Consider the following 23,995-nt stretch of genomic DNA (forward strand, 5'->3'; position numbering starts at 1 on the left):
CCTGAATTAGCCATGATGCGTGACCTCCCCTTTCGGAGCTCACGGTAAATGCCAACCCGCTGCGGATTCTGCGCGCGGCAGCACCCGAATTATCAGGGATACGTGTAGGGTGGAGATGCACAACCGCTGGACTGTGTAGCAACAGGTTTTATCAAGACGCTTCATCTCGTCCACAGCCACCGGTTGATTCCTCCTCCTGACTGAGTGCTTAAGTAGCCACAGCAAGCAGGACGCGTACGTCGCGATAACGGCCCAATTGGCCGGACATCGCTGGACACGGGAATGGCCAACCACTCCCGACGCACCTGACACCGACCGTGAGAAGTCGTGTGTGCCGAACGCCGTTTCCGGCAGCCCGGAAACCGACGGTACTACATGAAAAGAATGCTGATTAACGCAACTCAACCCGAAGAGTTGCGTGTTGCACTGGTAGATGGCCAGCGCCTCTACGACCTGGACATCGAATCCGGTGCACGCGAGCAGAAGAAGGCCAACATCTATAAAGGCCGCATCACTCGCATCGAACCAAGCCTTGAGGCTGCCTTTGTCGATTTCGGCTCCGAGCGCCACGGCTTCCTGCCCCTCAAAGAAATCTCCCGCGAATACTTCAAGAAAGCCCCTGAAGGCCGCGTCAACATCAAGGACGTCCTGAGCGAAGGCCAGGAAGTCATCGTTCAGGTCGAAAAAGAAGAACGTGGCAACAAGGGCGCAGCCCTGACCACCTTCATCAGCCTGGCCGGTCGTTACCTCGTACTGATGCCGAACAACCCGCGTGCCGGCGGCATCTCCCGTCGCATTGAAGGCGAAGAGCGCAACGAACTGCGTGAAGCGCTGAACGGTCTGGTCGCTCCGGCCGACATGGGGCTGATCGTGCGCACTGCCGGCCTTGGCCGCAGCAGCGAAGAAATGCAGTGGGACCTCGATTACCTGCTGCAACTCTGGACCGCCATCAAAGAAGCCTCGCTGGATCGTTCCGCGCCGTTCCTGATCTACCAGGAAAGCAACGTGATCATCCGCGCCATCCGCGACTACCTGCGCCAGGACATCGGCGAAGTGCTGATCGACAGCGTTGAAGCCCAGGACGAAGCCCTGACCTTCATCCGCCAGGTGATGCCGCAGTACGCCAGCAAGATCAAGCTGTACGAAGACAGCGTTCCGCTGTTCAACCGTTTCCAGATCGAAAGCCAGATCGAGACCGCTTTCCAGCGCGTCGTCGAACTGCCATCCGGCGGCTCCATCGTCATCGATCCGACCGAAGCCCTGGTGTCCATCGACATCAACTCGGCGCGCGCCACCAAAGGCAGCGACATCGAAGAAACCGCCCTGCAGACCAACCTTGAAGCCGCCGAAGAAATCGCCCGTCAGTTGCGCCTGCGCGACATCGGCGGCCTGATCGTCATCGACTTCATCGACATGACCCCTGCCAAGAACCAGCGCGCCGTGGAAGAGAAAGTCCGCGAATGCCTGGAAGCCGACCGCGCCCGCGTGCAGATCGGCCGCATCTCGCGCTTCGGCCTGCTGGAAATGTCCCGTCAGCGCCTGCGTCCTTCGCTGGGCGAAAGCAGCGGCATCGTCTGCCCGCGCTGCAGCGGCACCGGCATCATCCGTGACGTCGAATCGCTGTCCCTGGCGATCCTGCGTCTGATCGAAGAAGAAGCCCTGAAAGACCGCACCGCCGAAGTTCGCGCTCAAGTGCCAATCCCGGTGGCCGCGTTCCTTCTCAATGAAAAACGCAACTCGATCACCAAGATCGAACTGCGCACTCGCGCCCGCATCGTCATCCTGCCGAACGATCACCTCGAAACCCCGCACTTCGAAGTTCAGCGCCTGCGTGACGACAGCCCGGAAGCCGCAACCAACCAGTCCAGCTACGAAATCGCTGCCGCTGCCGCCGATGTCGAAGACGTCCAGCCAGCCGCCGCGACCCGCACCCTGGTTCGCCAGGAAGCCGCGGTCAAGACCGCTCCGGCCCGCGCCAACGCTCCGGTTCCGACCGAAGTCGCCGCTCCGGCCCCGGCACCTGCTCCGGTTGCTGCGCCAGAGCCAAGCCTGTTCAAAGGCCTGGTGAAGTCGCTGGTCAGCCTGTTCGCCACCAAGGAAGAGCCGGTTGCTCCGGTCGTGGTTGAAAAACCAGCCACCGAGCGTCCGGCCCGCAACGAAGAGCGTCGCAACGGTCGTCAGCAGAGCCGCAACCGTAACGGTCGCCGCGATGAAGAACGCAAGCCGCGCGAAGAGCGTGCACCGCGTGAAGAGCGCGCACCACGTGAGCCGCGTGAAGAGCGTCAGCCGCGCGAACCACGTGAAGTCCGCGAGCCACGCGAATCCCGTGACGAAGCACCGGTAGCCCGCGAAGAACGCGCACCACGCGCCCCTCGTGAAGAACGTGCACCACGTGCTCCGCGCGAAGATCGCAAGCCGCGTGGCGAGCGTGAAGAACGCGTACGTGAACTGCGCGAGCCGCTGGATGCCGCTCCGGCCGTTGCTGCCGCCGCCACCGCTGAAGAGCGTCCGGCCCGTCAGCCACGTGAAGAGCGTGCGCCACGTCCTCCGCGTGAAGAGCGTCAACCGCGTGCCGAACAGGCCGCTGCTGCCGTCGCTGAAGAAGAGATCACCACCAACGAAGAGCAACTGCCGGAAGACGGTTCGGAGAACGCCGAAGGCGATCGTCCACGCCGCCGCTCCCGTGGTCAGCGTCGTCGCAGCAACCGTCGCGAGCGTCAGCGTGATGCCAACGGCAACGTGATCGAAGGTTCGGAAGAGTCAGAGTCCGGCGAAAACGCTCAAGCGCCAAGCACTGCCGATCTGGCCGCTGGCCTGGCTGTGACCGCTGCTGTTGCCAGCACCGTGATCAGCGCTCCAGCTGAAGCTCAGGCCCACGAGCAAGCTGAACGCGCTACCGCTGCAACACTGGAAACTGCTCCAGTAGAAGCGCCGGTTGTTGAAGCCACCACTCCGGTCGTAGCACCTGCTGCTCCGGAAGTCGAAGTAGCTCCGGCTCGCGAAGCTCAGCCTCAGGTTGAAGTCGCTGCCGAACCAGCTGTGTCCTTTGAAGCGCCAGCCGTCGCTGAACAGTCGGTTGTCGAAACCGTCGCTGAAACCGTGACCGAAACCGTGCGTGAAGTTCGCGAAGAACAGACCGCGTTCAACTGGGTCGCCGAGCCGGCTGTCACTGAAACACCAGCGCCAGTGGTTGAAGCGCCTGTTGTTGAAGAAGCCAAGGCTGCCGAGCCAGTAGTTGTTGCTGAACCGGCACCGGTCGTTGAAGCCCCTGTGGTTGAAGCGCCAGTAGTAGCCGAAGCACCAGCGCCAGTGGTTGAAGCTGCTCCGGTCAGCGCCCTGACCCCAAGCGGCCGCGCGCCGAACGACCCGCGTGAAGTGCGTCGTCGCAAGCGTGAAGAAGAGCGTCTGCAGAAGGAAGCCGAGCTGGCTGCCGCTGCCGCCGCTGCTGCTCCAGCTGCCGACGTGGTCGAGGCGGCTCCTGCCCCGGTCGCTGAGGAAGTTGCCGTTGAAGCCGTGATTGCCGAAGCACCACGCTCCGTTCAGGAAGCGGTCGAGCAACACGAAGAGGCCCAGGAAAAAGAACACGAGCCTAAACCCCTCGTCTGATTCCAAAAGCCACTAAAAAGCCCCGCCTGGTGATCCAGGCGGGGCTTTTTTATATCTCAAGGTTTTATCAGGATGGCGGGAACACCAGCGCATCCGGTACATCGATATCCCACACCACACCCGGGTCATCCACCGCGACTTCAATCACCCGTCCTTGGGCAAACAGCGGTCTGGCGCCCCGGTCACCGGACAAAGCCATCAGCCCTGCGGCGAACGAGCGGCCAAACCCGACCGGATGCCCATAATCACCGTTCAACGTCGGTACGCTGACCGCATCCTCGGCCATCGCCGCCACGACCCGCTCAATACTCGACGGCAGGATGAACGGCATGTCGCCCAGCACAATCAGCCAGCCATCGGCTTCCGGGCAAGCCGCCACACCCGCCGCGATGCTGTCGCCCATTCCCGTGGACTCGATCGAGACAATGTCACACCCGTAAGCCTGCGCCATGCGCATCGCCTGCGGCCGCGCCTCGGTCGTCACCAGCACCCGCTGGTCGAGACTCGCCGGCAGGTTCACCAACACCTGCTCGATCACCGAACGCAGCGCGCCATCGCGCCCGGTGCAATCAGCCAGCAGCTTGTCCTTGTCGGCACCCGCCACTTCGCGAAAGCGGCTGCCCTCGCCCGCCGCCAGCACAATCACTCCGATGGATCGGCTCATACGCTCTCCACTGTCTTCTTCTGCTTGAGCTCGACACCATTCTTGATCGCGACAATTTCCGCCAACAGCGACAGGGCGATTTCCGCCGGGGAATGGCTGCCGATATGCAAACCGATCGGCCCGTGCAAACGGGCGATGGCCGCTTCCGACAAGCCTAGCTCAGCCAGGTTTTCCCGACGCTTGCGGCTGTTGACCCGTGAGCCGAGTGCGCCGACGTAGAACGCCTTGGAGTCGAGCGCCGTGAGTAACGCCATGTCATCCAGCCGTGGGTCGTGAGTCAGCGCGACAATCGCCGTGCGTTCATCGGTCTGGATATTCAGCACTGCTTCGTCCGGCATGCCGGGGACAAAACGTCCATGCTGCTCTTCCCAGCCATAGACGAACTCGGTACGTGGATCACAGATCAACACTTCGAAATCCAGCAGCCGCGCCATCTCGGCCACATACCGCGACAACTGCCCGGCGCCGATCAACAGCAGGCGCCAGCGCGGGCCATAGATGGCGCGCAGGGTCTGGCCGTCGAAGCTCAAGGTGTCAGTCTTGCCGGCCGGTCGCAGCACCACCTCGCCAGTGCCGATGTTCAGCTCGCGCGCGACGATTTCGTGGGCCTCGCAGCGATCCAGCAACTCGGCGACCCACGCCGGATCGCCGACCCGCTCCTCGGTCAGGCGCAGGGTGCCGCCGCAAGGCAGGCCGAAGCGCGCCGCTTCTTCCTGCGTCACGCCGTAGGTGATCAACTGCACCGGCGGCCCGTTGGCGGGAATCCGTCCGTCGTGCAGCCGGGCGATCAGATCATCCTCGACGCAACCGCCGGACACCGAACCGATCACCACGCCATCTTCGCGCAGCGCAAGCATTGCGCCGGGCGCCCGGGGCGCGGTGCCCCAGGTCTGCACGACGCTGAACAACATTACCCGCTGTCCGGCGCGGCGCCATTCGAGCACGCTGCGCAGGACATTCAGATCGGCGCTGTCCATTACGCTTGCGCCTTCTGCCAGCCCTGCAACTGGTAACGCACCGGCAGGTTACGAATGCGCTGGCCGGTGGCGGCGAAGATCGCATTGCACAGCGCCGGCGCAATCGGCGGCACGCCCGGTTCGCCGACGCCACCCAGCGGCACCTCGCCCGGCGGCGTTACCAGATGCACCGCGACTTCCTTCGGCGCCAACGACATGCGCGCGACTTCATACATATGGAAGTTGTCCTGCTGCACCTTGCCGTCCTTGAAGCTGATTTCGCCCCACACGGCGTTGCCCAGGCCCATCACGCAGGCGCCTTCGAACTGCGAACGGATGCGCTCGGGGTTGATCTGCGGGCCGCAATCCACGGCGATATCGGCCTTGTGCACGATCAATGTGCCGTCATCCTTGACCTCGACTTCGATCACCGCCGCCACATAGGTGACGAAGCTGTAATGCACCGCCAATCCGAGGCCACGACCCTTGGGCAATTGACGCCCCCACCCCGCCGCCTTGGCTGCCGTTTCGAGCACGGTGCGCATGCGCCCGGTGTCGATCGGATAACGCTCGGGGGATTCGCCGTAATTCCACTCTTCACTGAGCGTACGCGGGTCGATCTGCCGATCCGGGCCGAGCAACTTGATCTGGTACTTGAGCGGATCTTCCTTGGCTTTGTGCGCCAGTTCGTCGACGAAGCTCTGGATTGCGAAGCCATGGGGAATGTTCGACACCGAGCGATACCAGCCCACCCGCGTGTGCACCGTGGCCTCAGGGTTTTCCAGGCGCACGTTGGGAATCGCGTAGGCCATGTTGGTGAAACCCATGCCCAGCTCGAAGGCGGCTTCGTGGTTCATGCCCGGTGCGAACAGCGCGGTGATGCTCGGCGCCACCGTGCGGTGCAACCAGGCGGACGGCAAACCGTCCTTGCCCACACCGGCCTTGAGGTATTCGGCGGACACGGTGTGGAAATACGAATTGTGGATGTCGTCTTCCCGGGTCCACTGCACACGCACCGCTTTGCCGGGGAATTCCTTGGCGAGCACAGCAGCCTCAACGACGAAGTCCGGTTTGGACTTGCGCCCGAATCCACCGCCCAGCAGCGTGACATTGAAAGTGACGTTATCGAACGGCAGCCCCAGGCGTTCAGCGATCCGCTCGCGGGTGACCTGCGGCGCCTGGCTCGGTGCCCAGGCTTCGCAAGTGCCATCCTTGTAACGGGCGATGGCGACCATCGGCTCCATCGGTGCCTGGGCCAGATGCGGCAAGTAATAAGAGGCTTCGAGCGTGCTGGCGGCGCTGCCGATGGCTTTGTCGATGTCGCCGGTATTGCGCACCACTTTGCCCGGCTTCAGCGAAGCGGCTTCGATCTCCTTGCGATAGGCGACCGAGTCATAAGTGGCGTTCGGGCCGTCGTCCCACTCGATTTTCAGCGCTTCACGGCCCTTCAATGCCGCCCAGGTGTTGCTGGCCACCACGGCCACGCCACCCAACGGCTGGAATTCCGAAGGCAATGGCCGGGGTTCGATCTGGATGACTTTCAGCACGCCCGGCACTTTCAGCGCGGCGCTGTCGTCCACCGACTTGACCTTGCCGCCGTACACCGCCGGACGCGCAATGACCGCGAACAGCATGCCGTCGAAATGCACGTCGGCCCCGTACACCGCGCGGCCATTGACGATGTCGGCACCGTCGATGGCTTTGGTGCCTTCCTTGCCGATGTAGCGGAATTCCGACGGTTGCTTGAGCCGCAGACTGTCACGGGCCGGCACCGTCAGCGCACTGGCCGCAGCGGCCAGCTCACCGTAACCCAGCTCACGCCCGGACGGTGTGTGAATGACTTTATGCAGTTGCGCGCGGCATTCGCCGACCGGCACCTTCCACTGCGCAGCGGCGGCTTGTTCCAGCATGGTACGGGCGGCGGCGCCGCAACGGCGCATCGGTTCGTACCAGTGCCGCATGCTGCGCGAGCCGTCGGTGTCCTGGTTGCCGAAGCGCACCTCATCACCCGGCGCCTGCTGAACCTTGACGTGCGCCCAGTCGGCTTCCAGTTCATCGGCGACCACCATGGTCAGGCTGGTGCGCACGCCCTGGCCCATTTCCGAACGGTTACAGACCACGGTCACCGTGCCGTCGGCGGCAATGCTGACGTAGACCTTCGGATCGTCGATCCAGCCGTTGGGCATGCCATCGGCGCCGAACTGCTTGGGCTTGTCTTCGGCCAGCGCATCCTGCCAGCCCCAGCTCGCCGCCAGCACCAGCGCACCCGTGGCGCCGACGCCCTTGAGGAAGCCCCGGCGACTCAGGTTGCTCAGGGCGAAATCGTTCGGTAGACGGCTCATGCCTTGGCCTCCTTCAGGTGAGTGGATGCCTGACGGATCGCGGTCTTGATCCGGTTATAGGTACCGCAGCGGCAGATGTTGCCGACCATCGCTTCTTCGATCTGCTCGTCGCTCGGGTTCGGGTTGGTCTTGAGCAACGCGGTGGCGGACATGATCTGGCCGCCCTGGCAGTAACCGCATTGGGCCACAGCGGTGTCGAGCCAGGCTTGCTGGACGATCTGACCGACCGGGTCGGCATGCAGGTTGTCGATGGTGGTCACGTTCTGCCCGACCACCGAACCGATCGGGGTGATGCAACTGCGCGCCGGCGCGCCGTCGATATGAATGGTGCATGCACCGCACAGGCCCATGCCGCAGCCGAACTTGGTGCCGTTGTAACCGGCGACGTCGCGGATCGCCCACAACAGCGGCATGTCCTCGGTGACATCGAGTGGATGATCTTGACCATTGAGTTTCAGGGTAATCATGGGCACGCCCGCATATTCTTGGAGGTTATGGGGTCGAGCCATCTGCCACCGCAGGGACGGTAGTGGTTCGCGCAGATCGGCTCAGGCTAATCAGGCTCTCTTGTGCCGACGGGAATGTCTGCACCGGGCCTTTGGTGGAGCAAATGGTTGGTATCGTTAGCTGGCTACGTTAACCCGCGATTAACAAAAAAGCCCTGCACTTTTTAAATAAGTGCAGGGCTTTGGGTTCAGCCTTGAAAGCGTAGCCTCAATACCTGTTGGGCTCCATTTCCAGCTCGACATTGAAACGTTCTGAAATGTCTTTCTGGATGCGCTGGGCCAGATCGAGTAATTGCAGCCCGGTCGCCGTGCCGTAGTTGACCAGCACCAGCGCCTGCAATTTATGCACGCCGGCATCGGCCTCACGGAAACCTTTCCAGCCGGCACGCTCGATCAACCAGCCGGCCGCCAGTTTCATCTGCCCGTCCGGTTGCGCGTAGGCCACCAGATCCGGATGCTGCGCCTTGATCTGTGCAACCACGGCCGCCGACACCAGCGGGTTCTTGAAGAAGCTACCGGCATTGCCGAGCACCGCCGGGTCCGGCAGTTTTTCGCTGCGGATGCTGCAGATCGCTCGACTGACGTCTGTCGGCGTCGGCTGCTCGATGCCCTGCTCGGTCAGACGCTGACGCACCGGACCGTATTCCAGATGCAAATGCGCGACTCGGTCCAGTGCGAAGCGCACCCGCAGAATCAGCCAACGCCCCGGCTGCTGCTTGAACACGCTGTCGCGGTAGGCGAAGTTGCACTCTTGCAGACTGAAGTCGCGCAACTCACCGGTCTGGCGATCCAGCGCCGTCAGGCCGGCGAACACATCCTTGATCTCGACACCGTAGGCACCGATGTTCTGCATCGGCGCAGCACCGACAGTGCCGGGGATCAGGCTGAGATTCTCCAGCCCGGAAAAACCCTGCGCCAGCGTGTGCTGCACGAACGGGTGCCACGGTTCGCCAGCTTCGGCTTCAATCACCACACGATTGCCGTCGTCGCTGATGACGCGGATGCCACGGCTGGCCATGCGCAGCACCAGTGCCGGGATATCCGCGGTGAGCAACAGATTGCTGCCGCCGCCAATCACCAGCAACGGCACATCATGGGCACTCGCATACGCCAGGGCTTCGCGCACATCGGCGTCACTGTGGGCTTCGGCAAACAGCTGTGCGCGCACATCAACGCCGAAGGTATTGAAGGGTTTCAGGGAAACCTGCGGTTGTATCTGCAAACTCATAACCGCCCCTTCACTTCAATCAACAACTGATCGCAGGCACGCTCGATCAGATCCAGCACCTGCTCGAAGCCCTGATCGCCGTCGTAATACGGATCCGGCACCTCGTCGACTTCACCTTCGTAGCGGCGCAGGAACAAGTCCAGCTCGGCCTTGCCGGTGGACGGTTGCAGCGCCTTGAGATTGCGCAGGTTGCTGTTGTCCATGGCGAGGATCAGGTCGTAGCTGGCGAAATCGGCGCGGCTGACCTGCTGCGCGCGTTGCGCCGACAGGTCATAACCGCGCAGCTTGGCCGCCGCCTGGCTGCGCTTGTCCGGCGGATTGCCAACGTGCCAGTCGCCAGTGCCGGCAGAGGCCACTTCGACCTGATCCGCCAGCCCCGCTTCACGCAACTTGTGGCGCAACACGCCTTCGGCGGTGGGCGAACGGCAGATGTTGCCCAGGCACACGAACAGAACGCGCATCAGGCCTCCAGCAGGCGACGGACGCGCTCGAGGTCTTCGGCGGTGTCGACCCCGGTCGGCGGCGCGATCAACGCGTCAGCCACATGAATCCGCACGCCGTGCCACAGGGCACGCAGCTGTTCGAGGGATTCGGTGTTTTCCAGCCAGCACGGTCCCCAGTTCACGAAGTCCTGAAGGAAGCCTGCGCGGTAGGCATAAATGCCGATGTGGCGACGATACGGCACGCCTTCCGGCAGCACGTCGCGGCTCTTGGCGAAAGCATCGCGGGCCCATGGCAGGGTCGCTCGACTGAAGGTCAGCGCCAGACCGTTGAGGTCGCTGACGACCTTGACCACGTTCGGGTTGAACAGGGTTTCCACGTCTTCGATCGGCTCGGCCAGGGTGGCCATGCGCGCTTCGGTGTGGGCCGCAAGATTCGCGGCGACCTGATCGATCACGCTCGGCGGGATCAGCGGTTCGTCACCCTGCACGTTGACCACGATGGCATCCGGCTCCAGGCCCAGCTTCGCCGCCACTTCAGCCAGACGATCGGTACCGGAGTTGTGATCTTCACGGGTCAGCACCACTTCGGCGCCGAAAGCCTTGCAGGCCTCGACGATACGCGCATCGTCGGTCGCCACGACCACGCGGCTGGCGCTGCTTTTGCTGGCCTGTTCCCAGACGTGCTGGATCATCGGCTTGCCGGCGATGTCCAGCAGCGGTTTGCCCGGCAGACGGGTCGAGGCGTAGCGCGACGGGATGACAACGGTGAAGGCGGTGGTCATTTATCCAGACGCTCGTCGGTGGTCAGGGTGCGGGCTTCACTTTCCAGCATGACCGGGATGCCGTCGCGGATCGGGTACGCCAGACCGGCGCCCTTGCTGATCAGTTCGGTCTTGTCGGCGCTGAGCTTGAGCGGGCCTTTGCAGACCGGGCAGGCGAGGATGTCGAGCAATTTGGTGTCCATGAACATTCCCTGGATAAAAACGGATTAAGGCAAAAGACGATCCGGCAACAGGCGCATCAACTGCGTGTCGAACCAGGCCACGAAGGCCGGTGACGGCACAGCATCGACCGCCAGGTACCACCAGTCGGCAGCGGCGAAGGCACGGCACTTCACCGCGTCCTTTTCAGTCATCACCACTGGCAATGACGGCGTAAAACTCAAGGCCTGCACGCTGTATTCGGCGTGGTCGGCGAAGGCGTGGGGCACAGGCCGCCAGTCTAGCGCTTCGAGGGTATTGAAGAAACGTTGCGGGTTGCCGATCCCGGCCACCGCGTGCACGGCCTGGCCGGGCGGAAAATGATCGAGCGGCCGGCGTTCACCGCTGCGAAGGTTGACCAGCGCCGAGGGCTTGAGACGGAAGGCGAAACCGCCGTCGCGATCCTCAAGGGCGCCGTTGAACAGCACACCGTCAACGCTTTGCAGGCGCTCGACCGGTTCGCGCAGGGGGCCGGCGGGCAGACAGCGCCGGTTGCCAAGCCCTCGGGCGGCGTCGATCAGCACCAGTTCCAGATCCCGCGCGAGGCGGTAATGCTGCATGCCGTCATCGGACAGGATCAGGTCCAGCGGCTCGCTGTCCAGCAGGGCTCTGACGGCGGCGCTGCGATCGGGATCGATCATCAGCGGTACGCCGGTGCGCTGCACGATCAGCAACGGCTCGTCGCCGGCGATGTCGGCAGTCTGGTCAGCGTCGACCCGCCACGGCAGTTGCGCCGGTTTGGCGCCGTAACCACGACTGACCACACCGACCCGCAGCCCGTGGCGTCGGCAGTGCTCGATCAGCCACAGGATCATAGGCGTCTTGCCGGTGCCGCCGACGGTGATGTTGCCGACCACGATCACCGGCACCGGCGACTGGTAGATCTCACCTTCGCCATCGAGAAAACGCTGACGCTTGCCGGCCACCACGCGGCGGTACAGCCACTCCAGCGGCCGCAACAGCGTCAGGGCCGGGTGCCCCTGATACCACGCGGCGAGCAGACGATCGGACATGGCCATCAGGATTTGGGCGCCGCCTCGACCGTGGTCATGCGCAGATGGCTGAAACCGAGCTTGCCGGCCGCGTCCATGGCGGTGATCACGGATTGATGCTGAGCCTTGCCGTCAGCACTGATCGACAACGGCATGTTGGTGTCGCCGTTGGCTTCTTTCTGCATGGCGTCCATCAACGTCGCCAGATCGTTTTTCGGCAGAATCCTGTTGTTCACCGAGAACACGCCTTCGGCGCTGATGGCGACGTCCAGTTGCTTGACCTGCTGATCCTCGGCCGGCGAGCCGCTGACCGCCTCCGGCAGGTCGACACGCAGTTGGGTTTCGCGGGTGAAGGTGGTGGTCACGACGAAAAACAGCAACAGGATGAACACCACGTCGATCAGCGACGCGAGGTTGATGTCGATCGTTTCCCGGGGCTTGCGACGGAATTTCACGCTTTGCCCCCGGCCAGATCGACGTCACGGTCGCCCTGCACCACTTCCACCAGTTTGATCGCTTCCTGTTCCATGCCCACCACCAGTTCATCGATGCGGCGTTGCAGGAAACGGTGGAAGAACACTGCCGGAATACCGACCATCAGGCCCGCAGCGGTAGTGATCAAAGCCTTGGAAATACCGCCGGCCAGCACCGCAGCATTGGTGGTCATGCCGGAACCGGTGAAGGCACTGAAAATGTCGATCATGCCCAGCACCGTCCCCAGCAGACCCAGCAACGGCGACATGGCGGCAATGGTGCCCAGCGCGTTGACGTAGCGTTCCAGCTCGTGGATGACCCGGGCGGCGGCCTCTTCGATGCACTCCTTCATGATCTCGCGACCATGCTTGGAGTTGGCCAGGCCTGCGGCGAGGATTTCCCCCAGCGGCGAGTTGGCGCGCAATTCCTTGAGTTTTTCCTTGTTGAGCTGCTTGTCCTTGATCCAGACCCAGACCTGACCCAGCAAATGCTCAGGGGTGACGCGACTGGCGCGCAGGGTCCACAGGCGCTCGGCGACGATCGCCATGGCGGCGATGGAACTCAGAATGATCGGCAACATCATCCAGCCGCCGGATTTGACCAATTCCCACACAGTGACAGCCCCCTCGAAAAAGTGCGCCACTTTACCATACCGGTTCGCGATAAAGACCCGTCGCCCCGACGACCGTGCTCAACGGTACTCCGTCCCCGGCAACGGCGGGGCGCGCCAGAACCGGCGTTGTTGACGCATCGACCGGGCCGGCTCAAACCGCCCCAGTTGCAGATGAATGGCGCCCTGCTCGGCGCTGTCGTGGATGTGTATTCCCTGCTTGCGGTAACGGGCAATGACCGTCGGGTGCGGATGGCCGAACGAGTTGCCCTGCCCTCGGGAAATCAGCACGGCCTGGGGCTGCAAAACCTTGAGCAAGGCCATCGATGAGGAACTGCGGCTGCCGTGATGCGGGGCTTGCAGCCACTGGGTCGGAACCGCCAGCGCGCTGTTGAGCAAATCCCGCTCGGCATTGGTGTCGATGTCACCGGTCAGCAGCAGCCGCTCGCCGTTGGCTTCGATCTGCAACACGCAGGAACGCTGGTTGCTGTCATGGGCTTCTGCCCATTGCCATAGATGAAAGGCAACGCCGTCCCACTGCCATTGCCGACCGCTTTCACAGGCTTCGGCGTTCAGCGCTACGGCCAATCCCTGCGGATCGCCGCTGATGACCCGGCTGACCGGCAATCCTTTCGCTACGGCGAGTGCGCCACCTGCGTGATCGGCATCGGCATGGCTGAGCAGCATCAGGTCGAGGTGTTCCACGCCCAATTTGCGCAATGCCGGCAGCACCACTCGCTCGCCGAGGTCAAAGTCGCCGAAACGCGGGCCGCTGTCGTACAGCAAGGTGTGATGCCGGGTGCGGATCAGAATTGCCAGACCCTGGCCGACATCCAGTTGCCACACATCCGCTACGCCTTCGGTCAGGCGTTCTCGAGGCGGAAATGCCAGCACCAGCAGCAACGGCCAGCCCAAGGGACGCAGGGGAACGCCTCGGGGCAGCAATAACAGCACTGCACCGATGCAACCCAGCGCCACGATCCAGCCCGGCATCGATTGTGCAACCCACGCCGGCCAGCGCCCGGCAATCAGGGCCAGTGCCCGGAACAATCCATCGATCAGTCCACCGGCCAGCCACAGCAGCCCTTCACCGACATAAGGAATTGGCAGCAACAAAGTCCCGAGCAACGCCGGCGGCAGCACCGCAAAACTGACCCACGGCACCGCCAGCAGATTGGCCAGCGGCCCGCTGAGACTGATCGGCAGACTCAACGCCAGCAGCACCGGGCACAATCCGATTGCGATCAGCCACTGCGCGCGTGTCCAGGTCTGCCACCAGCGCCACGGTCCCAAACGGCCACCGAAGGTGAAGATCAACACGGCCACGGCCACGAACGACAGCCAAAATCCCGGACGCAGACTGGCCAGCGGATCCATCAACAACACGCCGTTGAAGGCCAGCAGCAACGGCCACCACGCACCGAGATGGCGAAAGCGCAAACGCCACAACAACACCAGCACAACCATTACGCAGGCCCGCCGTACCGGCACATCGAACCCGGCCAGCAGGCCGTAACCCAGCGCCGCCGTGAATGCCAGACCGCACGCCCAAGGCAGCCAGGGCCAACGCAGCGGCCAAAATCCGAATCGCGCCAACCCGGCGACCAGCGCGTACATCAACGCTGCCAACAGCCCGATGTGCTGGCCGGAAATCACCAGCAGATGCACGGTGCCGGTGTCCTGCAAGATTTGCCAGTCTTCGCGACTGAGGCCGGAACCATCGCCGAGCACCAACGCGGCCAAGGCGCCGTTACGACCCTGGGCGTCAACGGCAAGCAGGCGCTGGCGAATACTGTCGCGCCAGGCCCACTGCGCCGGCGCCAGACGCTGGCCATCCTTCACCGTCCCGGTAGCACCAATGCGTTGCGCCAGCAGCCAGGCTTCGTAATCAAACGCATCCGGATTGAGCAGCCCACCGGGACGCTTGAGCTTGACCGCCAATCGCCAGCGTTCGCCGCTTTTGACTTCGGGCCCGGCGTACCAGGCCAGACGCATCAGCGATGGCAGTTTGTCGTGACGCGAGCGCGCATCGGCCAGTTCGAAGCGCACGACGCCCTCGGCGTTCTGCGGCAAGCCGACGACCCGCCCTTCCACCCAGCGCGTTTCGCCATCCAGCCGGGAAGGCAGTCGATCATTCAACGCCATCTGCGCGTTGAAACCCGCCCATGTAAATCCAAGCAGCAAAAACGCCAGTGGATAGCTGCGAAACGGCAGCAGCATCAGCGCCACCCACGGCAACACCAGCAATAACCCGACCGGCGGTAGGGCCGGTAAAAAAACCGCTGCCAGCAGACCGACCGCCAGCGCCATCATCCCTGTGCGCATAAGCCCGTCCTTGAGAGTCCCACCTTCAGGCATAGCGGCTGCGGGGCAAGGGCGTCGTTATCAATTGTCACAAAGTCTGAATGGGCGGTTCGTAGAATCCAGACATACTTGCCGCCTTAACCGACCGAGAAGCCTTATGCCCCGGCGCTTATTCAAACGTTACATGCCCGACCCGACGAGCATCAGGGAACACAAATCCTTACGCTTTCTCGGTACGTTGCTGCATGACCCGAACCTCTGGCACCTCAACCGACACTCGGTGGCCCGCGCCATGGCCGTCGGCCTGTTCGCCGCGTTCCTGCCGATTCCCGCACAAATGCTGGTGGCCGCTGTCCTTGCGATCATGGTGCGCGGCAACATGCCGATTGCCGTCAGCCTGGTCTGGCTGACCAATCCGATCACCATGCCGGCGGTGTTCTTCTGCACCTATCAGGCCGGGGCCTGGCTGATGGACGTTCCGGCCCGCACACTTCCGGACGAATTGACCTGGGAATGGATCAGCGGTGAGCTCTCGACCTTGTGGCAACCGTTCCTGCTGGGTTCGGTGGTGGTCGGGCTGGCACTGGGCGCCCTCGCCTACTGTCTGGTGATGCTGTACTGGCGCTGGTGGGTGGCCCGGCAATGGGCGCGGCGCAAGAAAAGACGTCAGGCGTGAATGCAAAACGGCCTCCACTGTGGGAGGCCGTTTTTCATTGCAGCATTGAAAGGATCAGGTGCGCATGCCGCGCCCGCTCACCAGCAACCGCGAACAACCGATATACAACACCACGGTCGCCACCAGCATGAAGGTGATCGCGATACCGATGCGAATGTCCGACACACCGAGGATGCCGTAACGGAAGGCGTTGACCATGTGCAGCACCGGGTTGGCCAGCGACACGGTCTGCCAGAACGGCGGCAGCAAGGTGATCGAGTAGAACACGCCACCGAGGTAGGTCAGCGGGGTCAGCACGAAGGTCGGGATGATCGAGATGTCATCGAAGTTGCGTGCAAACACCGCGTTGATGAAGCCCAGCAGCGAGAAGATCGTCGCGGTCAGCACCACCACCAGCACCGTCACACCGAGATGGTGTACCTGCAAATGGGTGAAGAACAGCGACAGAATCGTAACGATCACGCCCACCATCAGGCCTCGCAGCACACCACCAATGGTGTAACCGATCAGGATCGTGTGCGGCGAAACCGGCGAGACCATCAGTTCTTCGATGGAGCGCTGGAACTTGCTGCCGAAGAAACTCGACACCACGTTGCCGTAGGAGTTGGTGATCACCGACATCATGATCAGCCCCGGCACGATGTACTCCATGTAGGTGAAGCCGCCCATGTCGCCGATCTGCCGGCCGATCAGGTTACCGAAGATCACAAAGTACAGGACCATGGTGATCGCCGGCGGCAGCAGAGTCTGCGGCCAGATCCGGGTGAAGCGTCTGACTTCGCGGTAAACGATGGTGTTGAGGGCAACGAGGTTGGGGCGCAGCTCGGAACTCATACCGCCACCTTCGACAGATTTTTCTCCACCAGGGACACGAACAGCTCCTCGAGGCGATTGGTTTTATTGCGCAGGCTCAGCACTTCGATGTTCTGCAGGGCCAGCTGGCCGAACAGCGCAGTGATGCCCATGGACTTGTCGACCTGGACTTCCAGCGTATGAGCGTCTACCAGCCGGGCCGGATAGCCGACCAGTTGCGGCGCAACCGCCAGATCGCTCTTCAGGTCGAGCAGGAAAGTCTCCACATGCAGCTGGCCGAGCAGCTGACGCATGCTGGTGTTCTCGACGATGGTGCCGTGGTCGATGATGCCGATGTTGCGGCACAACTGCTCAGCCTCTTCCAGGTAGTGGGTGGTGAGGATGATGGTGATGCCTTTCTGGTTCAGTTCGGTGAGGAACGTCCACATCGAGCGGCGCAGCTCGATGTCGACGCCGGCAGTCGGCTCGTCGAGGATCAGCAGACGCGGTTCATGCACCAGCGCACGGGCGATCATCAGACGCCGCTTCATGCCGCCGGACAGCGAACGCGACGGCACATCGCGCTTGTCCCACAGGCCGAGTTGGGTCAGATACTGCTCGGCGCGTTCCTTGGCGACCTTCGCCGGAATGCCGTAGTAACCGGCCTGGGTCACGACGATGTCGAACGTCTTTTCGAACTGGTTGAAGTTGAATTCCTGGGGCACCACGCCGATCGAGCGCTTGAGCGCCGCCGGGTTCTTGTCCAGGTCGTGGCCAAAGATATTCACGGTGCCGCTGGTCTTGTTGACCAGGGTCGAGAGGATGCCGATGGTCGTGGATTTGCCGGCGCCGTTGGGGCCGAGCAAGGCGAAGAAGTCACCTTCGGCGACGTCCAGATCGATACCACTCAAGGCCTGGAACCCGTTGCCGTAGGTTTTGGTTAGCTGCCGGATGGACAGAGCGGAACTCATATCGGATTTACGCACCCAGTAAGGAAAAAAGGACTGATAAAAAGCCGGCGGCGAGGAAGACAACCGCAGCGCTCGAGCGCAATGGTGCTTGCCGTCGCCGCACAAGTACAGTCAAGTGTGTCGATAGTAGGTATTAAGTCAACGCGGTCATGACGGCTTTCTGATACGCCGGACGCTGCTTCAACCGCGCGTACCAGGCTTCAAGATTCGGCTGTGGCGCGCGCTCGATGGGCATCTCGAACCAGGCATAAATGAAACTGCCGAGCGGAATATCGCCCATGCCGATTTCATTGCCGGACAGATACGGCTGGTGCTTCAGTGCCTGATCGACCATCGCCAGCAAGCCGTCACATTCCTTGATCGCCGCATGGATTGCCGGCCAGTCCTGCTTGTCTGCCGGGGTACGCAAAACGCCCCAGAACACCGTGCGAAACGGTCCTGCAAAACTGGAAGTCGTCCAGTCCATCCATTTGTCAGCGGTGGCGCGGATCTGCGGATCCGCCGGATACCACGAAGTGTCGGCTGCATGTTTTGCCAGCAGGTAACGCACGATGGCATTCGATTCCCACAACACGAAACCGTCGTCCTGAATCACCGGCACCCGCCCGTTCGGGTTCATTGCCCGATACTCCGGCGTGTCGACCACACCAAACGCGCCACCGGCATCGATGGCCTCGTAGGCCAACCCGAGCTCTTCGGCAGCCCACAAGGGCTTTCGGACATTCGACGAATTCTTGCGACCCCAGATCTTCAGCATGACCGCCTCTTTTCCAGTAAATGGGCAGGCAGCATACGCCGGATCAGAGGCGGCCGACATCACCGCGCATGTCACTGGACAGTGGCGTCTGCTGATCGTTGAACAGGTGCGGATAACATTTCTGCAGATGTTCGAAGAAAAAAGATTCCGGTACATCAGCGAACTGGCCGTGATCGACCAGGTACTCCATCAGCAGCGCACCATCGCTGTTGTACGGGTGGAAAACGCTGTCGTTCATGCCGTCGAATTCCAGCGGCGCAACGTTGAACATTTCGCAGAGCTTCTGGTTGAACGCGGGTGTGGCTTTCACCCAGCGATCATTGAGAAACAGCTCGGTATAACCATGCATGGCGAACACTTCACTTCTCAGCAGTTCAAGCAGACGCGGCGTCGACAGATGATTTTTCACATCCGCCAGACCGATGCGTGCGGGGATCCCGCAATGGCGCGCACAACCGGCGAGCAACGTGGCCTTGGGCACGCAATAACTTTCACCTGCCGCCAGCGCGTAGCTGCCGCGCAAGGTCTGCGGGTCGCGGCTGAAGGTATACATGTTGTAGCGCACCGCCTCGCGCACGGCGTAATAAAGACTGATCGCCTGCGCGAGCGGATCGCGACTGGCACCACGGTGCTGCTCGGCGAACTCCACCACCGAGGGGTGGTCACTATCGATGAAGCGGCCGGGGCTCAGATACTCGTGCATGACGACATTCTCCTGATTGAGCCCCGAGTCTAGCGAGAGGTTCAGCACAGAGATAACGACGTTTCGGCCAAACATGCACGCAAAGACGCGGAAGCGGCGAACGATTTCCCACGCGTGTTGCCCACCGAACCTACAAAAGACATCCGGGGTTTCCCACGATTTCAATCACCTTGCTCTGACCGCCCCGTTTTGCAGATGCCGTCTAAGCTCTGGTGGGTCGGTTCGCCCTGGTTCACGGAGGATTAAATATGCTGTTGTTGTGGATACTGGTTCTGATCGTCGGCGTGGCGTATCTGGCCCACCGGCGCATCGCCCCGCTGCCGGCACTGGGCATCGTGGCCGCTTACCTGTTGGCGATGGGGATTTTCAGCCACGCACCGGGCTGGTTGCTGCTGATTTTCTGGGTCGTGCTGGCCCTGGTCGCCGCCCCGCTGCTATTGCCTGACCTGCGCCGCAAACACTTCACCGCGCCGCTGTTCAGCTGGTTCCAGAAAACCCTGCCACCGATGTCGCAGACCGAGCGCGACGCGATCGACGCCGGCACGGTGTGGTGGGACGGCGAACTGTTCAGCGGCCGTCCGGACTGGGACAAGCTGCTGTCCTATCCCAAAGTGCAACTGAGTGAAGAAGAACAGGCGTTCATCGACGGCCCGACCGAAGAGCTCTGCGCGATGGTCACCGACTGGCAGATCGGCCAGTCGATGGACCTGCCGCCCGAAGCCTGGACTCACATCAAGGAACACGGTTTCTTCGCCCTGATCATCCCCAAGGAATTCGGCGGCAAGGGTTTCTCCGCCTACGCCCACTCCCAGGTAGCGATGAAACTGGCGACCCGCAGCGGCGATCTTGCCTCCACCGTAATGGTGCCCAACTCCCTCGGTCCGGCTGAACTGCTGCTGCATTACGGCACCGACGAACAACGCAATCATTACCTGCCACGGCTGGCCCGGGGCGACGACATTCCGTGCTTTGCGCTGACTGGCCCGCTCGCGGGTTCAGACGCGGGTGCGATGCCCGACACCGGGGTCATCTGCAAAGGCGAATGGGAAGGTCAGGAAACCCTCGGCCTGCGCCTGAACTGGGAAAAACGCTACATCACCCTCGGCCCGGTCGCGACCTTGCTCGGCCTGGCCTTCAAGGCCTATGACCCGGATCACCTGCTCGGCGACAAGGAAGACCTCGGCATCAGCCTGGCGCTGATCCCGACCGACACCCCCGGCGTGGAAATCGGTCGTCGCCACCTGCCGCTGGGCGCTGCGTTCATGAACGGCCCGAACTCCGGCAAGGACGTATTCATCCCGCTGGACTTCCTCATCGGCGGCCAGGACATGCTCGGCAAAGGCTGGATGATGCTGATGAACTGCCTGTCGGTCGGGCGCTCGATCTCGCTGCCGGCAGTGGGCACCGGCGCGGCCAAGTTCACCAGTCTGGTGACCGGGCAGTACGCGCAGATTCGCGAGCAGTTCAACGTGCCACTCTCAGCATTCGAAGGCATTCAGGAAGCCATGGCACGGATCGGCGGCAACGCCTGGATGATGGACGCCGCGCGGATGCTGACCGCCAACGCGGTGGATCTGGGCGAGAAGCCGTCGGTGCTGTCGGCGATCCTCAAGTACCACCTCACCGAACGCGGTCGCGAGTGCATCAGCCACGCCATGGACGTACACGGCGGCAAGGCGATCATCATGGGCCCGAACAACTACCTGGGCCGCAGCTGGAACGGCGCGCCGATCTTCATCACGGTGGAAGGCGCGAACATTCTTTCGCGCAACCTGATGATCTTCGGCCAGGGCGCCATCCGCTGCCATCCGTTCGTCCTCAAGGAAATGGCCCTCGCCGGGCGCGAGGACAAGGATCAGGCACTCAAGGAATTCGATGACCTGCTGCTCAAGCACATCGGCTTTGCCGTGAGCAACGCCGCCAGCACGCTGGTGCTGAACCTAGGTTTTGGCCATTTCGAACATGCACCGGGAGACAAGCTCAGCCAGGGTTATTTCCGCGCCCTCAACCGTCAGGCTGCCGCGTTTGCCATGCTCGCCGACCTGAGCATGATGCTGCTGGGCGGCGAACTGAAACGCCGCGAGCGTCTGTCGGCACGATTGGGCGATGTACTGAGCAACCTGTATCTGGCGTCGGCGGCGCTCAAGCGTTATCACGACCTCGATTCCCCGGCGTACATGGAACCGCTGTTCAGATGGGCCATGGAAGAAAGCCTCGGCCAGTCGGAAAAGGCGCTGGATGAACTGCTGACCAACTTCCCGAACCGAGTCTTCGGCTGCCTGTTGCGCGTGATCGTGTTCCCGTTCGGCCGCCGTCACAAAGGCCCGTCGGACAAACTCGGTGCCGAGGTGGCTGCGGTCATCGGCCGGGCCAAGGGCGATCCGGCGCTGGAAGAACTGCTTGCCGGCTGCTATCGCCCGCAATCGGCCGATGATGCCGTCGGTGCGCTGCAGCACGCCTGCGATCAACTGAACGCTGCGCAACCGCTGCACAAGAAATTGCACTCGTCGCTCAAGAGCGGTCAGGTCAAACCGGTAGCAGGCGAACACGCCATCGATGCGGCACTGGAAGTCGGCGTGTTGCAGGCCGTGGAAGCCCAGACCCTGCGTGATGCCGAGGCGGCGCGGCGCAAGGTGATCGATGTCGATGATTTCGACAAGGAGCAACTCAAACCCGCGGAAGGCAAAATCCGCTGATCCCTTCAATCAGTGAAAAACGGGCGCGGGCGCTTTATACTCCCGCGCCCGTTTTGCTCTTGAGGACTTATCTCGTGTCCAACGTCGTTGCCGATCATCTGGTTTTGCTCGACCATCTGCGCAGTATCCTGGTCGCCGTAGGTGAGGCCGATCAGGTTCCCGAAGAAAGCCATGCCCTGTTCCTGGAGCGTTTCGACGAACTGCTGGCGTCACTGCCGATCGAGCCGATCGAAAGCCAATACCTGGGCCAGGACATCCTGACTCAAGTGATTACCCGTTACCCGCAAATTGCCCACCTGATCCCGCGGGATCTACTGTGGTTCTTCGCCGGCGACTGCCTGCATTACCTGTCCGACGAAGAAATCGACCTGTATCAGGCACTGGAAGAACGCCGCTACGAAGCCGAACAGAACGACGAACCGTTCGACTGGAACCAGGAAAAACAGCTGCTGGCGATGTCCGCCCAGGACAGCAAGCACTGATTTTCGCCCAATAAAAAGGCCCGCATGGTGATCCAGGCGGGCCTTTTTTTATTGGGTCAGAGTAACCCCTCACTCTCGGGCAATTCGTACTCGGCCAATGGTTTTGAACCGCCAGACTTCCCCGGCTTGCTCAGGGTCGGCTCTTTCTCCAGGCACTCCACCAGATAGTCGATGAACACCCGCAGCTTCGGCGGCAGATAGCGCGTCGGCGAATGCAGCAACCACAATCCGCCGTGGTACGACGCCAGGAATGTCCAGTCCGGCAACACTTGTACGATCAGCCCCTGCTCCAGCGCATAACGGGCGGTGAAATACGGCAGGCTGCCAATACCGATGTGTTGCAACACGGCGCCCAGACGCACGCCGGTGTGATTGGCGGCATACCGGCCGCGCACGCCGACGGTAACGGCTTTCGTACCTTTCTTGAATTTCCAGCGCGCATCACTCGGGGTCTCGCCCAGGTAAATGCAACTGTGATTGAGCAAGTCGTGGGGATGAGTTGGCGTCCCGTGTTCGGCCAGGTATTGCGGTGTGGCGCAGAGCAAATGGTCGATGGTCAGCAGTTGTCGTCCCACCAGTCCCGCCGGTGGACGATCCGTGATGCGAATGGCCAGGTCGACATGGTCATCGATCAGATCGACCTGGCGGTCCTCCAGCAACAGCTCCACGTCGACCTTCGGATAGCGCCGCAGAAACTCCGGCATGTGCGGATGAATCACGAAGCGCCCAACCGCTTTCGGCACGCTGACCCGCACCAGCCCCTCCGCTTCGTGGGTGAACTGACCGCTGATCTCCATCACCGACTTCGCCGCGCTGACCATTTCCTGGCAGCGCTTGAACACCTCTTCCCCGCCATCGCTCAAGCGCAGTTTGCGCGTGGTGCGTTGCAGCAGACGCGTGGCCAGCGCCTTCTCCAGTCGGGAAATACTGCGACTGACTGCCGAGGGCGATGAGCCCAACTGGCGAGCGGCTTCGGAGAAACTGCCGGTCTCGACGACCTTGACGAAAATCGCCATTTCACCGAGCAGCGGCAGCGGGAGATTTATGCTCACAGCGCAACAGTCCTTTGATGTTTGAACGGATTATCACGTTATTGCACGATTCATATAATTAAAAAAGAAACTTTAATAAGGGCATGGAATATGACGCTTCGCCTCTTTTTCCATAGTGATGACCTCAAGGCCAATGTGGAAGTCCTCGACTGCACGCCCCACGAGAACGAATTCGCCGTTGTGTTGCGCGCCACGCTTTTCCATCCCCAGGGCGGTGGCCAACCCTGTGATACCGGCTGGATCGGAGACAGCCAGGTTCTGCGCGTCGTCCAGGAAGCGGACCGGATCATTCATTTCGTCGATCAACCGGTGCCACTGGGCATGACCCAGATCCGTGTCGATGAAGAACGCAGACGCTTCAACACCCGCATGCACTCTGCCGGACATTTGATCGGCCACTTCGTCCAGGCCATGGGCTGGATGCCGGTCAAGGCGCACCACTGGCCGGACGAGGGCCGGGTTCAATTCAAACCCGGAGATTCGGCCCAGGAAGTCGATGCGCAAACCGTTCAATACGGCATCGGGCAATGGATCGAACACGACCTGCCGCGCCTGACGTCCCTGCGCGAAGGCGCGCGGGAAATCGGTTTCGGTGAACTGCCAGCCTATGGCTGCGGTGGCACCCATGTACGCAGCCTGAAGGATTTGGGCACAGTCACGATCGCGTCCCTTTCGCAGAAGAAAGGCACGTTGTCCGTCCACTACAGCGTGGATTGAGGATTTCGGGCGCTGTCAGATGCAGCGTCCGACGCCGGGGGAAC

Annotated in this window: 22 protein-coding genes; 5 read left to right on the forward strand and 17 right to left on the reverse strand. The window is 62.1% G+C overall.

The features are described 5' to 3' along the window. The first annotated feature begins 375 nt into the window (after window positions 1–375). A complete protein-coding gene (gene rne / locus ACEN93_RS08905) occupies window positions 376–3,606 on the forward strand; it encodes a ribonuclease E (RefSeq protein ID WP_495611315.1) in 3,231 nt (1,076 codons plus the stop codon). A gap of 67 nt (window positions 3,607–3,673) precedes the next feature. Here the strand turns inward: rne and ACEN93_RS08910 are convergent, their stop codons facing one another. The 12 genes from ACEN93_RS08910 to ACEN93_RS08965 all read right to left on the reverse strand — a co-directional run bounded on the left by ACEN93_RS08910 (window position 3,674) and on the right by ACEN93_RS08965 (window position 15,126). Further along, window positions 3,674–4,270 carry a nucleotidyltransferase family protein gene (locus ACEN93_RS08910; RefSeq protein ID WP_495611316.1) on the reverse strand — a complete coding sequence of 199 codons (597 nt, stop codon included), beginning with the start codon at window positions 4,268–4,270 and terminating at the stop codon, window positions 3,674–3,676. Then, complete coding sequence (locus ACEN93_RS08915) at window positions 4,267–5,247, reverse strand: XdhC family protein (RefSeq protein ID WP_495611317.1); 981 nt, start codon at window positions 5,245–5,247, stop codon at window positions 4,267–4,269. The genes ACEN93_RS08910 and ACEN93_RS08915 overlap by 4 nt, the downstream gene beginning before the upstream one ends. Beyond that, complete coding sequence (locus ACEN93_RS08920; protein WP_007950775.1) at window positions 5,247–7,568, reverse strand: xanthine dehydrogenase family protein molybdopterin-binding subunit; 2,322 nt, start codon at window positions 7,566–7,568, stop codon at window positions 5,247–5,249. Before ACEN93_RS08920 ends, ACEN93_RS08915 begins: the two co-directional genes overlap by 1 nt. Continuing rightward, entirely contained in the window at window positions 7,565–8,035 is a 471-nt protein-coding gene (locus ACEN93_RS08925) for a (2Fe-2S)-binding protein (protein WP_039770687.1), read from the reverse strand. Before ACEN93_RS08925 ends, ACEN93_RS08920 begins: the two co-directional genes overlap by 4 nt. Window positions 8,036–8,282: 247 nt before the next feature. Next, window positions 8,283–9,302: a UDP-N-acetylmuramate dehydrogenase gene (murB, locus tag ACEN93_RS08930; protein WP_495611318.1), complete on the reverse strand. Its 1,020-nt coding sequence runs from the start codon at window positions 9,300–9,302 to the stop codon at window positions 8,283–8,285. Then, window positions 9,299–9,763, reverse strand: coding sequence for a low molecular weight protein-tyrosine-phosphatase (locus ACEN93_RS08935; RefSeq protein WP_064598568.1), 465 nt, complete (start codon window positions 9,761–9,763; stop codon window positions 9,299–9,301). The genes murB and ACEN93_RS08935 overlap by 4 nt, the downstream gene beginning before the upstream one ends. Further along, window positions 9,763–10,527 (reverse strand): 3-deoxy-manno-octulosonate cytidylyltransferase, encoded by a 765-nt coding sequence (gene kdsB / locus ACEN93_RS08940; RefSeq protein ID WP_074688122.1) that lies wholly within the window; start codon window positions 10,525–10,527, stop codon window positions 9,763–9,765. The genes ACEN93_RS08935 and kdsB overlap by 1 nt, the downstream gene beginning before the upstream one ends. Beyond that, window positions 10,524–10,709, reverse strand: a complete 186-nt coding sequence (locus ACEN93_RS08945) for a Trm112 family protein (protein ID WP_003179363.1) — start codon at window positions 10,707–10,709, stop codon at window positions 10,524–10,526. The genes kdsB and ACEN93_RS08945 overlap by 4 nt, the downstream gene beginning before the upstream one ends. 24 nt (window positions 10,710–10,733) lie before the next feature. Next, window positions 10,734–11,744, reverse strand: a complete 1,011-nt coding sequence (gene lpxK, locus ACEN93_RS08950) for a tetraacyldisaccharide 4'-kinase (protein WP_039770693.1) — start codon at window positions 11,742–11,744, stop codon at window positions 10,734–10,736. Beyond that, window positions 11,744–12,172: an ExbD/TolR family protein gene (locus tag ACEN93_RS08955; protein ID WP_285414387.1), complete on the reverse strand. Its 429-nt coding sequence runs from the start codon at window positions 12,170–12,172 to the stop codon at window positions 11,744–11,746. Before ACEN93_RS08955 ends, lpxK begins: the two co-directional genes overlap by 1 nt. After that, window positions 12,169–12,804 (reverse strand): MotA/TolQ/ExbB proton channel family protein, encoded by a 636-nt coding sequence (locus ACEN93_RS08960; protein ID WP_163976130.1) that lies wholly within the window; start codon window positions 12,802–12,804, stop codon window positions 12,169–12,171. Before ACEN93_RS08960 ends, ACEN93_RS08955 begins: the two co-directional genes overlap by 4 nt. Window positions 12,805–12,882: 78 nt before the next feature. Next, window positions 12,883–15,126 carry a DNA internalization-related competence protein ComEC/Rec2 gene (locus tag ACEN93_RS08965; protein ID WP_495611319.1) on the reverse strand — a complete coding sequence of 748 codons (2,244 nt, stop codon included), beginning with the start codon at window positions 15,124–15,126 and terminating at the stop codon, window positions 12,883–12,885. A gap of 136 nt (window positions 15,127–15,262) precedes the next feature. Between ACEN93_RS08965 and ACEN93_RS08970 the strand changes: the two genes are divergently transcribed. Then, complete coding sequence (locus ACEN93_RS08970; protein ID WP_064598575.1) at window positions 15,263–15,781, forward strand: DUF2062 domain-containing protein; 519 nt, start codon at window positions 15,263–15,265, stop codon at window positions 15,779–15,781. Between the two features lie 54 nt (window positions 15,782–15,835). On the opposite strand, the gene ACEN93_RS08975 is transcribed toward ACEN93_RS08970, so the two are convergent. The 4 genes from ACEN93_RS08975 to ACEN93_RS08990 all read right to left on the reverse strand — a co-directional run bounded on the left by ACEN93_RS08975 (window position 15,836) and on the right by ACEN93_RS08990 (window position 19,004). Further along, window positions 15,836–16,615, reverse strand: a complete 780-nt coding sequence (locus ACEN93_RS08975) for an ABC transporter permease (RefSeq protein ID WP_007950763.1) — start codon at window positions 16,613–16,615, stop codon at window positions 15,836–15,838. Further along, window positions 16,612–17,544, reverse strand: coding sequence for an ABC transporter ATP-binding protein (locus ACEN93_RS08980; RefSeq protein WP_039770736.1), 933 nt, complete (start codon window positions 17,542–17,544; stop codon window positions 16,612–16,614). The genes ACEN93_RS08975 and ACEN93_RS08980 overlap by 4 nt, the downstream gene beginning before the upstream one ends. A 133-nt stretch (window positions 17,545–17,677) precedes the next feature. Beyond that, the gene (locus tag ACEN93_RS08985) at window positions 17,678–18,301 is read right to left on the reverse strand and encodes a glutathione S-transferase family protein (RefSeq protein WP_039770700.1); all 624 of its coding nucleotides are present in this window, start codon (window positions 18,299–18,301) and stop codon (window positions 17,678–17,680) included. A gap of 43 nt (window positions 18,302–18,344) precedes the next feature. Beyond that, the gene (locus tag ACEN93_RS08990; protein ID WP_039770701.1) at window positions 18,345–19,004 is read right to left on the reverse strand and encodes a transglutaminase-like domain-containing protein; all 660 of its coding nucleotides are present in this window, start codon (window positions 19,002–19,004) and stop codon (window positions 18,345–18,347) included. A 248-nt stretch (window positions 19,005–19,252) separates the two neighbouring features. Between ACEN93_RS08990 and ACEN93_RS08995 the strand changes: the two genes are divergently transcribed. Further along, entirely contained in the window at window positions 19,253–21,700 is a 2,448-nt protein-coding gene (locus ACEN93_RS08995; RefSeq protein ID WP_134334267.1) for an acyl-CoA dehydrogenase, read from the forward strand. A 74-nt stretch (window positions 21,701–21,774) separates the two neighbouring features. Continuing rightward, entirely contained in the window at window positions 21,775–22,182 is a 408-nt protein-coding gene (locus tag ACEN93_RS09000) for a PA2817 family protein (protein ID WP_039770706.1), read from the forward strand. Between the two features lie 56 nt (window positions 22,183–22,238). Here the strand turns inward: ACEN93_RS09000 and ACEN93_RS09005 are convergent, their stop codons facing one another. Continuing rightward, window positions 22,239–23,234: a LysR family transcriptional regulator gene (locus tag ACEN93_RS09005; RefSeq protein WP_064598590.1), complete on the reverse strand. Its 996-nt coding sequence runs from the start codon at window positions 23,232–23,234 to the stop codon at window positions 22,239–22,241. Window positions 23,235–23,324: 90 nt separating this feature from the next. Here ACEN93_RS09005 and ACEN93_RS09010 point away from each other — a divergent pair, with 90 nt between their 5' ends. After that, entirely contained in the window at window positions 23,325–23,951 is a 627-nt protein-coding gene (locus ACEN93_RS09010) for an alanyl-tRNA editing protein (protein WP_085668018.1), read from the forward strand. Window positions 23,952–23,995 lie beyond the last annotated feature (44 nt).

It is taken from the genome of Pseudomonas sp. Pseusp21, assembly GCF_059492145.1.